The sequence below is a fragment of the Actinoplanes sp. NPDC023714 genome (assembly GCF_040639855.1).
Classification (GTDB): domain Bacteria; phylum Actinomycetota; class Actinomycetes; order Mycobacteriales; family Micromonosporaceae; genus Actinoplanes.
In genome coordinates, this window is sequence record NZ_JBFAAR010000001.1 from 633,908 (window position 1) to 647,041 (window position 13,134).

At 72.2% G+C, this 13,134-nt stretch carries 16 protein-coding genes; 9 read left to right on the forward strand and 7 right to left on the reverse strand.

Features of this window, described 5'->3' with window-relative positions:
- Together AB0G10_RS03090 and AB0G10_RS03095 are read left to right on the forward strand one after the other, a co-directional pair.
- Positions 1–518, forward strand: a 518-nt coding sequence (locus AB0G10_RS03090; protein WP_360915605.1) for a hypothetical protein, incomplete at its 5' end; no start/stop codon positions are given.
- Between the two features lie 92 nt (positions 519–610).
- A complete protein-coding gene (locus tag AB0G10_RS03095) occupies positions 611–1,042 on the forward strand; it encodes a hypothetical protein (RefSeq protein WP_360915608.1) in 432 nt (143 codons plus the stop codon).
- On the opposite strand, the gene AB0G10_RS03100 is transcribed toward AB0G10_RS03095, so the two are convergent.
- From AB0G10_RS03100 to cofC, 4 genes are read right to left on the reverse strand one after another with little or no spacing between them, the layout of a single operon-like run.
- Positions 999–1,865 (reverse strand): NUDIX hydrolase, encoded by an 867-nt coding sequence (locus AB0G10_RS03100; protein WP_360915611.1) that lies wholly within the window; start codon positions 1,863–1,865, stop codon positions 999–1,001. The two genes, AB0G10_RS03095 and AB0G10_RS03100, sit on opposite strands and share 44 nt — an antisense overlap.
- Positions 1,865–4,255, reverse strand: a complete 2,391-nt coding sequence (locus tag AB0G10_RS03105) for an RNA degradosome polyphosphate kinase (protein WP_360915614.1) — start codon at positions 4,253–4,255, stop codon at positions 1,865–1,867. The genes AB0G10_RS03100 and AB0G10_RS03105 overlap by 1 nt, the downstream gene beginning before the upstream one ends.
- Positions 4,256–4,310: 55 nt before the next feature.
- Positions 4,311–4,508, reverse strand: coding sequence for a cold-shock protein (locus AB0G10_RS03110; protein ID WP_360915617.1), 198 nt, complete (start codon positions 4,506–4,508; stop codon positions 4,311–4,313).
- A 19-nt stretch (positions 4,509–4,527) separates the two neighbouring features.
- Entirely contained in the window at positions 4,528–5,169 is a 642-nt protein-coding gene (gene cofC / locus AB0G10_RS03115) for a 2-phospho-L-lactate guanylyltransferase (RefSeq protein ID WP_360915619.1), read from the reverse strand.
- Between the two features lie 183 nt (positions 5,170–5,352).
- Between cofC and AB0G10_RS03120 the strand changes: the two genes are divergently transcribed.
- The 4 genes from AB0G10_RS03120 to AB0G10_RS03135 are packed head-to-tail and all read left to right on the forward strand — an operon-like array spanning position 5,353 to position 8,554.
- Positions 5,353–6,078 (forward strand): lysophospholipid acyltransferase family protein, encoded by a 726-nt coding sequence (locus AB0G10_RS03120; RefSeq protein ID WP_360915622.1) that lies wholly within the window; start codon positions 5,353–5,355, stop codon positions 6,076–6,078.
- Complete coding sequence (locus AB0G10_RS03125) at positions 6,075–7,067, forward strand: NAD(P)H-dependent glycerol-3-phosphate dehydrogenase (RefSeq protein ID WP_360915625.1); 993 nt, start codon at positions 6,075–6,077, stop codon at positions 7,065–7,067. The genes AB0G10_RS03120 and AB0G10_RS03125 overlap by 4 nt, the downstream gene beginning before the upstream one ends.
- Positions 7,064–8,173 carry a cystathionine gamma-lyase gene (locus tag AB0G10_RS03130; protein ID WP_360915628.1) on the forward strand — a complete coding sequence of 370 codons (1,110 nt, stop codon included), beginning with the start codon at positions 7,064–7,066 and terminating at the stop codon, positions 8,171–8,173. The genes AB0G10_RS03125 and AB0G10_RS03130 overlap by 4 nt, the downstream gene beginning before the upstream one ends.
- An 18-nt stretch (positions 8,174–8,191) precedes the next feature.
- The gene (locus AB0G10_RS03135; RefSeq protein ID WP_360915631.1) at positions 8,192–8,554 is read left to right on the forward strand and encodes a hypothetical protein; all 363 of its coding nucleotides are present in this window, start codon (positions 8,192–8,194) and stop codon (positions 8,552–8,554) included.
- A gap of 368 nt (positions 8,555–8,922) precedes the next feature.
- Here AB0G10_RS03135 and AB0G10_RS03140 read toward each other — a convergent pair whose 3' ends face one another.
- Positions 8,923–9,366: a hypothetical protein gene (locus tag AB0G10_RS03140; protein WP_360915634.1), complete on the reverse strand. Its 444-nt coding sequence runs from the start codon at positions 9,364–9,366 to the stop codon at positions 8,923–8,925.
- A 97-nt stretch (positions 9,367–9,463) separates the two neighbouring features.
- Here AB0G10_RS03140 and AB0G10_RS03145 point away from each other — a divergent pair, with 97 nt between their 5' ends.
- Positions 9,464–10,528 carry a D-alanine--D-alanine ligase family protein gene (locus tag AB0G10_RS03145; protein ID WP_360915637.1) on the forward strand — a complete coding sequence of 355 codons (1,065 nt, stop codon included), beginning with the start codon at positions 9,464–9,466 and terminating at the stop codon, positions 10,526–10,528.
- Here AB0G10_RS03145 and AB0G10_RS03150 read toward each other — a convergent pair.
- Complete coding sequence (locus tag AB0G10_RS03150) at positions 10,525–11,154, reverse strand: DUF3515 domain-containing protein (RefSeq protein WP_360915640.1); 630 nt, start codon at positions 11,152–11,154, stop codon at positions 10,525–10,527. The genes AB0G10_RS03145 and AB0G10_RS03150 overlap by 4 nt on opposite strands.
- Before the next feature lie 2 nt (positions 11,155–11,156).
- Positions 11,157–11,390 carry an Lrp/AsnC ligand binding domain-containing protein gene (locus AB0G10_RS03155; RefSeq protein ID WP_014447186.1) on the reverse strand — a complete coding sequence of 78 codons (234 nt, stop codon included), beginning with the start codon at positions 11,388–11,390 and terminating at the stop codon, positions 11,157–11,159.
- A gap of 96 nt (positions 11,391–11,486) precedes the next feature.
- On the opposite strand from AB0G10_RS03155, the gene AB0G10_RS03160 reads away from it, so the two are divergent.
- Positions 11,487–12,425 carry a thiamine-phosphate kinase gene (locus AB0G10_RS03160; RefSeq protein WP_360915643.1) on the forward strand — a complete coding sequence of 313 codons (939 nt, stop codon included), beginning with the start codon at positions 11,487–11,489 and terminating at the stop codon, positions 12,423–12,425.
- Positions 12,426–12,444: 19 nt separating this feature from the next.
- Positions 12,445–12,915: a GNAT family N-acetyltransferase gene (locus AB0G10_RS03165; protein WP_360915646.1), complete on the forward strand. Its 471-nt coding sequence runs from the start codon at positions 12,445–12,447 to the stop codon at positions 12,913–12,915.
- The last annotated feature ends 219 nt before the right edge of the window (positions 12,916–13,134 follow it).

Here is a 13,134-nt window from a genome sequence, read left to right on the forward strand (position 1 = left end):
CCGCCACCAGGTCCGCCGCGGCGGCCAAGAAGACCACCGCGACGAAGGCGGCCGCGGCGACCAAGAGCACGACCGCCGCGAAGAAGACCGCCACCAGGTCCGCCGCGGCGGCCAAGAAGACCACCGCGACGAAGGCGGCCGCGGCGACCAAGAGCACGACCGCCGCGAAGAAGACCGCCACCAAGGCCGCTCCGGCCAAGAGCACGGCGTCCAAGTCGACCGCTGCCAAGTCGGCGACCAAGGCGACCGCTACCAAGTCGGCGGCTGCCAAGTCGACGGCGGCCAAGTCGACGGCGGCCAAGTCGACGGCGGCCAAGTCGACCGCCGCCAAGTCCGCGGCGGCCAAGCCGGCGTCCTCCGCCAAGAAGTCGACGGCGGCCGCGACCAAGAAGGCGGCGGCCACCAAGGCGGCGCCTGCCAAGAAGACCGCTCGCAAGTCCGCCACCCCGGCGGCGGCGCCGGCCCGGGCCCGTACCACCGCCACGGCGCGCAGCGCGTCGTCGCGGAAGGCCCGCTGACCCGACGAAGTCCCGCGAATAGGCGTCCACCCCTGGGTGGACGCCTTTCGTGTTCCCGCCTGCGCTGACCGCGCCCGTCCTACCGTCCGGGCATGGAACGCCACACGACGCCGCGCGGCCTGGTCGCGCGCTCGTCCCTCGCCGCGGCCCTGTTCGCCGTGGCCGTCCTGCCCGGATGGACACTCGGCGACCTGGCCGAGCAGCGGACCGGTCGGCCGGTGCTGGACTGGCTGATCACCTGCGGATGGTCCGGCCTCGCGGTGACCGTGTTCGCGCCGCACGGCTCGTACCGGCGGCGGGACGGCTGGATGGGCGCCGTCCCGCTCTACGGCTGGTACCTGCTCGGGGTGCTCGGCTGGCGGCTCGCGCTGCTGCCGTACCGGGACTGGGAACCGCGCCGCGACGAGCTGTGGAAGGCCCGCTGGCTCACCGGTGACCTGGTCGGATACTGGCGGGCCGACCCGCCGGCGTCCCGGGCGGTCACAGCCGGGAGACGCCCAGCAGCCGCTCGCCGGACCAGGTGAGCAGCCAGCCGTCGCCCTTGCGGGTCTTGAACCGCTCGGTGTCGTCCCGGCCGGCGATCGCGGCCAGCAGCGACGGCATGACCTTGCCCTGGCTGCAGATCACCACGCGGCCGTCGCCGCGCAGCTGGGCGATCCGGGACCGGGCCGCGGCCAGCTTGGCCGGCAGGCCGGCCGGGTCGGCCGGCTCGGCGAACGCGCCGTCCAGGATGACCGGCTGGTTGCCGAGCGCGGCGGCGAGCGGCTCCAGCGTCTGCGAGCAGCGCAGCGGCGGCGCCGCCACGAGGCGGCGCGGCCGGAACGGGGTGAGCGTCGCCGCGATCCGCTCGGCCTGCTTCGCGCCCTCCGGGTCGATCGGGCGCAGCGCGTCCCGGCCGTTCCACTTCTTCCGCTCGCCGGCGTGCGCGTGCCGGACCATCGCGATCACGGAGGTGATCGGCGGCAGGCCGGCCACGTGGTCCAGCAGATCGCGCTCGTCCGGGTAGGTGAGCCGCTCGCGGGCCTCGGCGAGCGGCAGCCAGGCGACCTCGTCCACCTCGTCGGCGTCCTGCACCGGGCCGTCCGAGGTCGCCAGCATGAGCCAGTACGCCACGTTCTTGGGCCGGCCGCCGGGCAGCACGTAGTCCACGTCGGGCAGCCGCAGCTGCGGGACTCCGGGCGTACCCGTCTCCTCCTCGACCTCGCGCAGCGCACCCAGCAGAGCCGGCTCGCCGGGGGTGAGCCTGCCCTTCGGCAGGCTCCAGTCGTCGTAGCGGGGGCGGTGCACGAGACAGATCCGCCCGTCCCGGTACAGCACGCCGCCCGCGGCGAGTTCGGTCTCCGGCATCAGCTCTTCTTGCCGATGACGCGGCGCAGCAGGGCGGCCTGGAGGTGGTTCTGCGGGCGGCCGGGAGTGCCGACGTTGCGGTGCCAGACACCCTCGCCGTCCAGGTCCCAGCCCTCGGTCTGGTCCCGCATCGACAGCTCGAGGACGTTGCGCAGCTCCTCGCGCGCCGACTTGAGGCTGATCCGGACCAGCGCCTCGACCCGGCGGTCCAGGTTGCGGTGCATCAGGTCGGCCGAGCCCATCCAGTACTCGGCGTCCGGGCCGGGGCCGAACCGGAAGACCCGCGAGTGCTCCAGGAACCGGCCGACGATCGAGCGCACCCGGATGTTCTCGGAGAGGCCGGGTACGCCCGGGCGCAGCGAGCACATGCCGCGGATGATCAGGTCGATCTTCACGCCGTCCTGGGAGGCCTTGTAGAGCGCGTCGATGGTCTGCTCGTCGACGAGCGAGTTCACCTTGAACTGGACCAGCGCCTCGCCGCCGTCCCGGGCGATCTTCGCCTGCTCCTCGATCCGCTCGACCAGGCCCCTGCGGACGCCGTGCGGCGCCACCAGCAGACGCCGGTACGTGGTCTGCCGGCTGTACCCGGTCAGCACGTTGAACAGGTCGGTGACGTCCGCGCCCACCTCGGGGTCGGCGGTCAGCATGCCGAAGTCCTCGTAGAGCCGCGCGGTCTTCGGGTGGTAGTTGCCGGTGCCGATGTGGCAGTAGCGCCGGATCTGGTTGCCCTCCTGCCGGACCACGAGCGCGGTCTTGCAGTGCGTCTTCAGCCCGACCAGGCCGTAGACCACGTGGCAGCCGGCCCGCTCCAGCTTGCGCGCCCAGGCGATGTTCGCCACCTCGTCGAAGCGGGCCTTCACCTCGACCAGCACGACCACCTGCTTGCCGGCCGCCGCGGCGTCGACCAGGGCGTCCACGATCGGGGAGTCGCCGGACGTGCGGTACAGCGTCTGCTTGATGGCCAGCACGTTGGGGTCGGCCGCGGCCTGCTCGATGAAGCGCTGCACGCTCGTCGAGAACGAGTGGTACGGGTGGTGGACCAGGATGTCCGACTCGCGCAGCCGGTTGAAGACGCTGCGCGGCACCTCGCCGTCGGCCAGCTGCGGGTGGGTCGCCGGCACGAACGGGCGGTCCTTCAGGTCGTCCCGGTCGACCTCGCCGAACACCTGCCAGAGCGCCGACAGGTCGAGCAGGCCGGGCACCCGCAGCACGTCGTGGCTGTCCATGTCGAGCTCGCGGACCAGCAGGTCGAGCACGTGGTCGCTGATCGAGGCGGCCACCTCGAGCCGGACCGGCGGGCCGAACCGGCGCTGGGCGATCTCCCGCTCCAGGGCCTGGAGCAGGTCCTCGTCGCGGTCCTCGTCGACCTCGAGCTCGGCGTTGCGGGTCACCCGGAACGCGTGCACCTCGAGGATCTGCATGCCCGGGAAGAGCTGGTCGAGGTGGTTGGCGATGAGCTCCTCGATCGGCAGGAAGCGTACGCCGCGGCTGTCGTTCTGCACGGTCACGAAGCGCGAGACGTTGTTCGGCACCTTGATCCGGGCGAACAGCTCGGGGTTGTCGCCGTCCGGGTAGCGCAGGGCCACCGCGAGGTTCAGCGAACGGCTCGAGATGTACGGGAACGGGTGCGCCGGGTCGACCGCGAGCGGCGTGAGGACCGGGAAGACCTGCTCGCGGAAGAACGTCCGCAGCCGGCCCTGCTCCGGGGCGTCCAGCTCCTTCCAGCTGACCACCTCGATGCCCTCGGCGGCGAGCTTCGGCCGGACCTCGTCGGCGAAGCAGGCGGAGTGCCGGGTCACCAGGTCGGCGGTCCGCTCGGTGATCATCTCGATCTGCTGGCGCAGCGGGGAGCGGTCACCGCCGCGGACCGGCAGGCCCGCGCTGAGACGGCGCTTCAGGCCGGCGACCCGGACCATGTAGAACTCGTCCAGGTTGCTCGCGAAGATGGCGAGGAACTTCGCCCGCTCCAGCAGCGGCGTCGCGGGGTCCTCGGCGAGGGCCAGCACGCGGGCGTTGAAGTCGAGCCAGGACAGCTCCCGGTTCAGGAAGCGGTCGGACGGCAGGTAGTAGCGGTCGCCGTCGACGGTCTCCGCGGCGTCCTCGTCCTCGTCGTCGTCGACGTCCTCCTCGAACGCCTCGGCGGCCTCGTCGGTCGCGAGCGTCTCGATCCGGTCGATGCCGAAGCTCGGGATCCTCTCCGCCGGAGTGCCGGCCTGCTCCATCTCCACGATGTCCACCTCGGGTTTCACCTTGGCCTCCGCTTCGGGAACGGATGCGGGGACGGGCTCGACGATCACGGCCGATTCTGTCTCAACTGTCTCCGGGATGCGGAGAAAGCGGCCGTTCGGGCCACGCCTGCGGGGCTCGGGGGTCCGGGGCGGGGTCTGCATGCGCTTATTCTTGCCGCTCCGGACCAAACGTGAAACGAACTAGTGGATGATCGATTCAGACGACTCCGGGAATCATCAGCCGCCGGATCGTGCCGCCGGGGTCGGCCTCCAGGGTGACCCGCTGGCCGAGGCGGAGCAGGCGCAGCCCGGACCGCTGGAACGCCTCCGCTCCGAAGCCCAGTTCAGAGCCGTCGTCGAGCAGCAGCGTGCCACTGCGGGTGGCCGGGTCGAAGGTCGCGATCGTGCCCTGCATACCGCGCACGCTACCCGTCTCAGGCGGCCGGGGCGCACTCCGCCGTGAGTCCGAGATCACGCAGCAGCGCGCAGGTCCGGCGGCCGGCCCCCAGGCCGAGCACGGTGCCCAGGTCGGCGGCGGTGTCGACGTCCTGGCGCAGGCCGGGCCAGTCGCCGGCGAGCGGCACGGCGCCTGAGCCGGCGTGCGCCTGCGCCGACTGCGGCCCGAAGAGCGGGCGGAGGAGCTCGCCCGGCGGCACGGCGAGCAGCACCGTCCCGGTGCCGTCGGCGTCCGGCACGAAGCTGCGGCCGGTCACCCGGCGCAGCGCCTCGTCCAGCTGGTCCGGGCGCAGCGCCGGCAGGTCGCCGGTGAGCACGGCCCGGTGCGCGGCCGGCCCGGCCACGTCGTCGGCGCCGAAGCGCATCGCCGCGTTCAGGCCGGCGCCGGGGTCCGGGGCCACGTGCGCGCCGAGCTTGCGCATCGACGCCGTCACCGCCGGATCGTCGGTGACCACCACGAGCCGCTCCACGGCCGGCGTCTCGAGGACCGCCGCGGCGGTGTCCCGCACCATGGCGAGCGCCAGGTCGGGGTGACGGTCGGCGGGCACGGCGCCCCGCAGCCTCGTCTTCGCCGCCCCCAGCCGCTTGACCGGGATCACCACAGTCCACTTCCGCCCCACGCCCCCAGTCTGCCTGACGATCTCCCGCCCGGCTGTCACAGCGGTCTCCGGGCCGGGGAACTGCGGTTTTGCTTACTCCGCGAGACCCCTGCCTGGTCACTGCGGTTCCCAGCGGGCATGATTTCGTCGCAGGTGAACATGGTGTGGCGCTGATTGGTCGCCGATCAAGGGACGGGGGATGCCGTGGCGCAGCTCAGGCTCGGATTCTGGCAGCGTGTCGCGGTGATGCTGGTTCTACCGGTGATGACCGCCCTGACCAGGAAGACCTGGAGGGGCCGGGAGAACATCCCGTCGTCCGGCCCGGTGATCCTCGTCCCGAACCACGTCTCGCACTTCGACCCGCTCGTGGTGGCGCACTACATCTACCGCTCGAACCGCTGGCCGCGGTTCCTCGGCAAGGCCAGCGTCTGGAAGGTGCCGGTCATCGGCTACCTGCTGACCAAGACCCGGCAGATCCCGGTCGAGCGGGGCAGCACCGAGGCGGCCAAGTCGGTGGAGGCGCTCGTCACGGCGCTGAACGAGGGCGACGCCGTGGTGATCTACCCGGAGGGCACGACCACCCGGCACCCGGAGCTCTGGCCGATGCGCGGCAAGACCGGCGCGGCCCGGCTGGCCCTGCTCACCGGCGCCCCGGTGGTGCCGATCGCCTGCTGGGGACCGCAGGCCATCTTCGACCCGCGGACCAACAAGCTGAAGCTGCGGCGCACGCACGTCACGGTCACCGCCGGCAAGCCGGTCGACCTGAGCCGCTGGGCCGGCGCCGCGCCGAGCCGGGCCGTGCTCGGCGAGATGACCGAAGCGATCATGCTGGACGTCCGCGACCTGCTCGCGGAGATCCGCGACGGCGAACCGCCGGCGCTCTACGATCGGCCCGCGCGGCGGGCCTCGACCTCGGAGGACGCACCATGAGGGCCGCCGTCATCGGATCCGGAGCCTGGGGAACCGCCTTCGCGAAGGTGCTGGGTGACGCCGGCTCGGACGTGACCGTGTGGGCGCGCCGGGAGGCCGTCGCCGCCGAGATCCGCGACAAGCGCGGCAACGAGGGCTCGCTGCCCGGCATCCGGCTGGCCGAGACGGTGACCGGCACGACCGACCTGGCCGAGGCCGTGGACGGCGCCGAGCTGATCGCCATCGCGGTGCCGTCGCAGACCCTGCGCGGCAACCTCGCGGACTGGGCCGGGTCCTTCCCGTCCGACGCCACCGTCGTGTCCCTCATGAAGGGCATCGAGCTCGGCACGCTGAAGCGGATGAGCGAGGTCATCGTCGAGACGGCCGGCGTCGCGGCGGACCGGGTCGTGGTGGTCTCCGGACCCAACCTGGCCCCCGAGATCGCCGCCGAGCAGCCGACCGCGACCGTGGTGGCCTGCTCCGACGAGAGCCGCGCCAAGCAGGTGCAGCACGCCCTCGCGACGCCCTACTTCCGGCCGTACACCAGCGACGACGTGATCGGCTGCGAGCTCGGCGGCGCCACCAAGAACGTGATCGCGCTGGCCTACGGGATGGCGGTGGCGATCGGCCTCGGCGACAACACCCGGGCCTCGCTGATCACCCGCGGGCTCGCCGAGACGGCCCGCCTCGGCGTGGCGCTCGGCGCCGACCCGCTCACCTTCGCCGGCCTGGCCGGCCTCGGCGACCTGGTCGCCTCCTGCTCCTCGCCGCTGGCCCGCAACCGCACGTTCGGTGAGCACCTGGGTCGCGGCGAGACCCTGGAACAGGCGCAGGTCGCCACCCGGCAGACCGCCGAGGGCGTCAAGAGCTGCCTCTCCATCCGCGACCTGGCCCGGGCGAACGGCGTCGAGATGCCGATCGTCGAGCAGGTGGAACGGGTCTGCCACGAGGGCGCCGATCCGCGGGTCGCGGTGAAACTGCTGATGACACGAGAGATGAAACCCGAGTGAGCTCGTTTTCCGACGGCACCCGTTCCGTCCACGCCGGCCTCCCCGCACCGCAGGTCGGCGAGCCGTTCCTCCCCGGCCCGGTCTTCGCGGCGCCGTACCACCTCGACCCGGCGACCGGCCCCGGCACGCACGGGTACGCCCGCACCGAGCACCCCACGCGGGAGCTCCTGGAGTCGGCCATCGGCGCGCTCGAGGGCGCTCCGGCGCTCGCCTTCTCCAGCGGGCAGGCGGCCATCACGGCCCTGCTGCTGGCGGTCCTGCGCACCGGGGACACGGTGGCGCTCCCGGCCGACGGCTATTTCACGGTACGGGCGTTCGCCGAGTCGACGCTGCGCGAGCTCGGGGTGAAGGTGCTGCTGATCCCGACCGCCGGGCCGTACCCGGACCTGACCGGCGTGCGGCTCGTCCTGCTGGAGACGCCGGCCAACCCGGGCCTCGACGTCGTCGACGTGCGCGCCGTGTCCGCCCGGGCGCACGAGGCGGGCGCGCTGGTGGCCGTCGACAACACCACGGCCACGCCGCTCGGGCAGAACCCGCTCGCGCTCGGCGCCGACTTCGTGGTGGCGTCCGGCACGAAGGCGCTGACCGGGCACTCCGACGTGCTGCTCGGCTACGTGGCGTCCGGCGACGCGGAGCTGCTCGGCAGGGTGGAGACCTGGCGCAAGCAGACCGGCGCGGTGCCGGGCGCGTTCGACTGCTGGCTGGCGCACCGCTCGATCGCCACGCTCGACCTGCGGCTGGCCCGGCAGAGCGCGAACGCCGCGGCCGTGACGGCGCTCCTGGTGAGCCGCCCGGACGTGACCGGGGTGCGCTGGCCGGGACTCGACTCCGACCCGTCGTACGCGGTCGCGTCGGCACAGATGCGGCGGATCCCCGGGGTGGTCTCGTTCGACCTGGGCTCGGCCGAGCGGGTCGCGGCCTTCCTCGAGGCGGCCCAGCTGGTCTTCGCGGCCACCTCGTTCGGCGGCGTGCACACCACGGCGGACCGGCGGGCCCAGTGGGGCGACGACACCGCGCCCGGGTTCGTGCGGTTCTCGTGCGGGATCGAGGACACTGAGGACCTCGTCGCCGACGTGGCGGCGGCGCTGGACGCCTCGCTGTCCTGACTATCCGATCGGGGACTCGTGACCGCCTGGAGCAGTTTCAACGCCGACGAGGTGGCCGCTCTCACCCAGGGCGACAGCTTCTTCGCCGACCCGGGGGAGCGGGACTGCCCGGCCTGCGGCGAGCGGCGGCTGAGGGCGTACTTCACCACCCCGCCGGCCGCCCGCCGCCCGACGCTGGTGAGCTACGTGTGGTGCGGTGCCTGCGACAAGTTCGTGGGCACCCGCGCCAAGCACCCGGAGGGCCTGATCTTCTCCGACCCCCTGGCGACCCTCACCCCCACCGAACGCCGCAACCTGGAGACCACCCTCACCGGTTTCCTGACCCACCTCGACACCCTCTGGGACACCGGAGCCCTCCCTCAGACCTTCACGACGGCCTGACCCCAAGCCCCCACGTGTTCCCGATTCTCGCGAGGGCGTAGCCCCGCAACCCGCGCAAAACGCCTGCAGGTGAGGAGGCAGCTGGTTTTCCGCCACCCGCGGGGTTTGCGGGCGGCGGAAAACCAGCTGCCTCCTCACCTGCTCAAAAAGGCGTTTTGCCCGCGGCGGAGCGAAGCGGAGCCGCCAGAAAGCTCAGTCCCGGGAACGCGGTCAACGCGCAAGGTCAGTTCCGGGGACAGCCCTGGAAGCGCAAGGTCACGCCAGGCCCGGCGCCGGCGTGAGCCGGCGCGAAGGGGCCGCAGGGTCTGCGCATCGGGGACTCCGCTGATGCGCCCGGGAGAGCCGCCATCCTTCGTACGAATGAAAGATCAGCCGTGGGTGGAGACGAAATCGTGCAGCCAGTTGCGCGGGACGTCGGGTGTGGCCCGGCCGCCGATGCGACGCAGGGCCTCGCCGGGGCGGATGCCGAGCAGGACCAGCGTCATCGTCGCGAGCAGGGTGGTCCGGCCGATGCCGGACGCCGACTCGGTGACCACGAAGCGGCCGGCGCGGACGTCCTGGGCGAGGCGGGCCGCGAGCGCGACCACCTCCGTCGCCTCCTCACGTTTCGCCGGGTCGGCGGCGTCCGGGAACGGGATCATCTCGATTCCCGAGGTGTCCTCCGGCGTGGTGGAGGTGCAAACCATGATCTGTACGCCGGCCCGTGCCAGTGCGCTCAGCTCTTGCGCCGACCACGGCTCCTCGGGGGAGTGGGCCATGGTCGCGAGCTGGCCGGGGCCGGGCCCGGCGATCACGTGGAGTGCTGGAGCCATGAACTGTTCGTTCCCCCTGCCTCGCCAGATCCCATGTGTGGCCTACGCAGAGTAGGGTCACCCCCGGCATGACCGCTAGCGAGAGGCACCAAGTCAAGTGACGACCCCCCGGAAGACCCGCGTCGCGATCGTTTTCGGCGGTCGCAGCACTGAGCACGCCATTTCCTGCGTGAGCGCGGGCGCGATCCTCGGCGCTCTCGACCCGGACCAGTACGAGGCGGTCCCGGTCGGAATCACCCGGGAGGGGCGCTGGGTCCTCCCCACCGGGGAGCCGTCGCAGCTGGCGATCCAGGACCGCACCCTGCCGGAGATCACCGCCACGTCCGGCTCGTCCGTCGTGCTGGCGGCCGACCCGACGGTGCCGTCCGCGTCGCTGAACGACATCGACGTGGTCTTCCCGGTGCTGCACGGCGCCTACGGTGAGGACGGCACGATCCAGGGGATGCTGGAGATGGCCGGGATCCCGTACGTCGGCGCGAACGTGTTCGCCTCCGCGGCGGCCATGGACAAGGAGTTCACCAAGAAGCTCGCGGTCGCCGAGGGCATCCCGGTCGGCCCCTACGCGGTTCTGCGCGCCGGCGTCTCGCTGTCGGAGGCGGACAAGGAGCGTCTCGGGCTGCCGGTCTTCGTGAAGCCGTCCCGGGCCGGCTCGTCCACCGGCATCACCAAGGTCACCGACTGGGCCGACCTCGACGCGGCCGTCGCGACGGCCCGCCGGATCGACCCGAAGGTGCTGGTCGAGGCCGCGATCGTGGGCCGGGAGATCGAGTGCGGGGTGCTCGAGGGGGAGGCCGGCGGCGCCCCCGAGGCGTCCCTGCTCGCCGAGATCCACATGGACGACGCGGACTGGTACGACTTCGAGACGAAATACCTGGTGGGCAGCCGCTACACGATCCCGGCCGGGGTGTCCGACGCGATCGCGAAGCAGGTCCGGGAGTACGCGCTGCGCACCTTCACGGCGCTCGACTGTGCCGGCCTCGCCCGCGTCGACTTCTTCGTCACCGACGACGGCGAGATCTTCCTCAACGAGATCAACACGATGCCGGGGATGACGCCCACCTCGATGTTCCCGATGATGTGGGCCGCCACCGGCCTGGAGTACCCGAAGGTCGTGGACCGGCTGATCCGCACCGCACTGCGGCGCGGAACCGGCCTGCACTAGGAGATCTGGCAGCCGCTCGGCATCTCGGCGGCGGGCTTGGACTTCACGGTCTTCACGACCGTGTCGGAGAACTCGTTGGCCCACTGGCCGGCGTTCTCGTAGGTGTTCGGCACGGTCACCTGGACCGGGACCTCCCGGTCCATCGTCGTGATGGTGGCCGCGTCGGCGCCGGTCTTCGCGTACCAGCAGACCCGGTTCATGATCAGAAGCTCGGTGTCCATCGGGACGCAGCCCGGGGTCTTGTCGTCGAGGGTCTCGCACATGACCGGCGCCGGCACGCCGCAGCTCACCGTGATGGGCGGCTCGCCGTAGGCCGCGTTCTGCTCGTGTCCCGCCGTCACCGGGCGGGCGGGCAGGTCGCGGATCTTCGCGGGGAGCTGGCTCGTCACGGCGAGGCAGACCGTGCCGGCCTTCTCGTCGAGGCGCCTTTCCTCGACTTGAACGGGGCTGCTCGGGATCGCCACCGGCTTGTCCGATGTTTCGGATTTTTCGGGTTGTATGGCGATGAAGGCGAACACGCCGACGAGCACCGCCACCGGTACGGCGATCGCGGTCGCCCAGAGGGCCGCCGCGCGGGTCGCCGGGTCCTTCTTCGGCGCTTCCTTCGGGGTGTCCAGGTTCACCATGCTCAGAGGTTTACCACGGAGCAGGTGAGCGTTCTCGTGATGCCCGGCACGTACTGGACCTTGCTCACAATCAGCCCGCCGAGCTCGTCCACGGTGTGCGCCTCGGTCAACACGACCACGTCGTACGGCCCGGTCACGGCGTCAACGCGTACCACCCCCGGTATCTTCTCGATCGCGGCGGCCACGTCACGCGCCTTCCCGACCTCAGTTTGGATGAGGATGTATGCCTGGACCACGATCGACTCCAATCCGCCACCGTCGGTGATCCCCGATCGTGAAACTACCGTACGAAGCGACCCGGGAGCGGGACGCCACCATCGAAGGACTTAGACGTGACCAACTCGGAAGGCGGCGAATTCGGACTCATCGGCCGAATCGTCTCCCGTCTCGGCACCAGCCCGGCCACCCTGCTCGGTCCGGGTGACGACGCCGCCATCGTGCGCGCCGCCGACGGGCGGGTGGTCGCCTCCACCGACGTGCTCGTCGACGGCCGGCATTTCCGGCGCGACTGGTGCGGTCCTGCCGACATCGGCCACCGCGCCGCCGCGGCCAACCTGGCCGACATCGCCGCCATGGGCGCCGTGCCGACGGCCCTGCTCGTGGCGCTCTGCGTGCCGCCGGGCGTGGAGACCGAGTGGGTCGAGGCGCTCGCCGACGGGCTGACCGCCGAGGCGGCCCTGGTCGGCGCGAGCGTGGTCGGCGGGGACACCTCCTCGTCGCCGACGCTCACCATCGCGGTCACGGCGCTGGGAGACCTGGGCGGTTCGGCGCCGGTCCGCAGGGACGGGGCTCAGCCAGGCGACATTCTCGCCCTTTCCGGGCGGATCGGGTACGCGGCGGCGGGGCTCACGGTTCTGTCGCGCGGATTCCGTACGCCGAAGAAGCTCGTCGAGGCGTACCGGCGGCCGTCCGTGCCCTACGCGTCCGGGCCGGCCGCGGCCGCGCTCAGGGCCACCTCGATGATCGACGTGTCGGACGGGCTGCTCCAGGACATCGGGCACATCGCCGCGGCCAGCCTCGTCGCGATCGACCTGCACCAGGACGCGTTCGACGTGCCGGATCAGATGCGGGACGCGGCCAAGGCGCTGGGCGTCGACCCGTACCAGTGGGTCCTGGCCGGCGGCGACGATCACCCGCTCGCCGCGACGTTCCCGGCCGGGACCGTCCTGCCCCCTTCCTGGCAGGTCATCGGTTCGGTGTACGACGGCTCCGGCGTCACCGTCGACCGGAAGCCGTGGAGCGGGGGCCTGGGCTGGGATCATTTCCGCTGACGCGGTTAGCCTGTTCCCCGTGTCAGACATCAAGATCAAGTTAGCCGACTTCGACGACCCGGACGTGCAGCTGCTCGTCGCGGAGAACCTGCGCGACCTCTCCGAGCGGTACGGCGGCACCGGCGACGACACGCCCATCACCGGCGCCGACTTCACGCCGCCGGCCGGCGCCTTCTTCGTCGCCGAACTGGACGGCCGGTTCGTGGCGAGCGCGGGCTGGCGCCGGCACGGCTCCGACGCCGAACTGAAGCGGATGTTCACGCTGGCGCCGGCCCGAGGCCGAGGCGTGGCCCGCCGCATGCTGGCGACGATCGAGGAGTCGGCCCGGGCGGCCGGCTGCGAGCGCGTCATCCTGGAGACCGGGGATCGCCAGCCGGAAGCGATCGCGCTCTACGAGTCGGCGGGTTACGTCCGCATCGACGACTTCGGGTTCTACGCGGGCCACGAGGGAGTCCTCTCCTACGCGAAGCCCCTCCGACCAGCCGCTTGACGCGTTCCGCGGCCTCCCACGCCCTAACGCCCGCGCGCCCCCGTCCTCCCGCGCCCCCGCGCCCCCGCGTTCCCCGCGCTCTTGCGGTCGCGCGCCCGGGTCCTCGCGCGCCCGGGTCCTCGCGCGCCCGGGTCCTCGCGCGCTCCCGCGCTCTTGCGTTCGCGCGCTCCCGCGCTCTTGCGTTCGCGCGCTCCCGCGCTCTTGCGTTCGCGCGCTCCA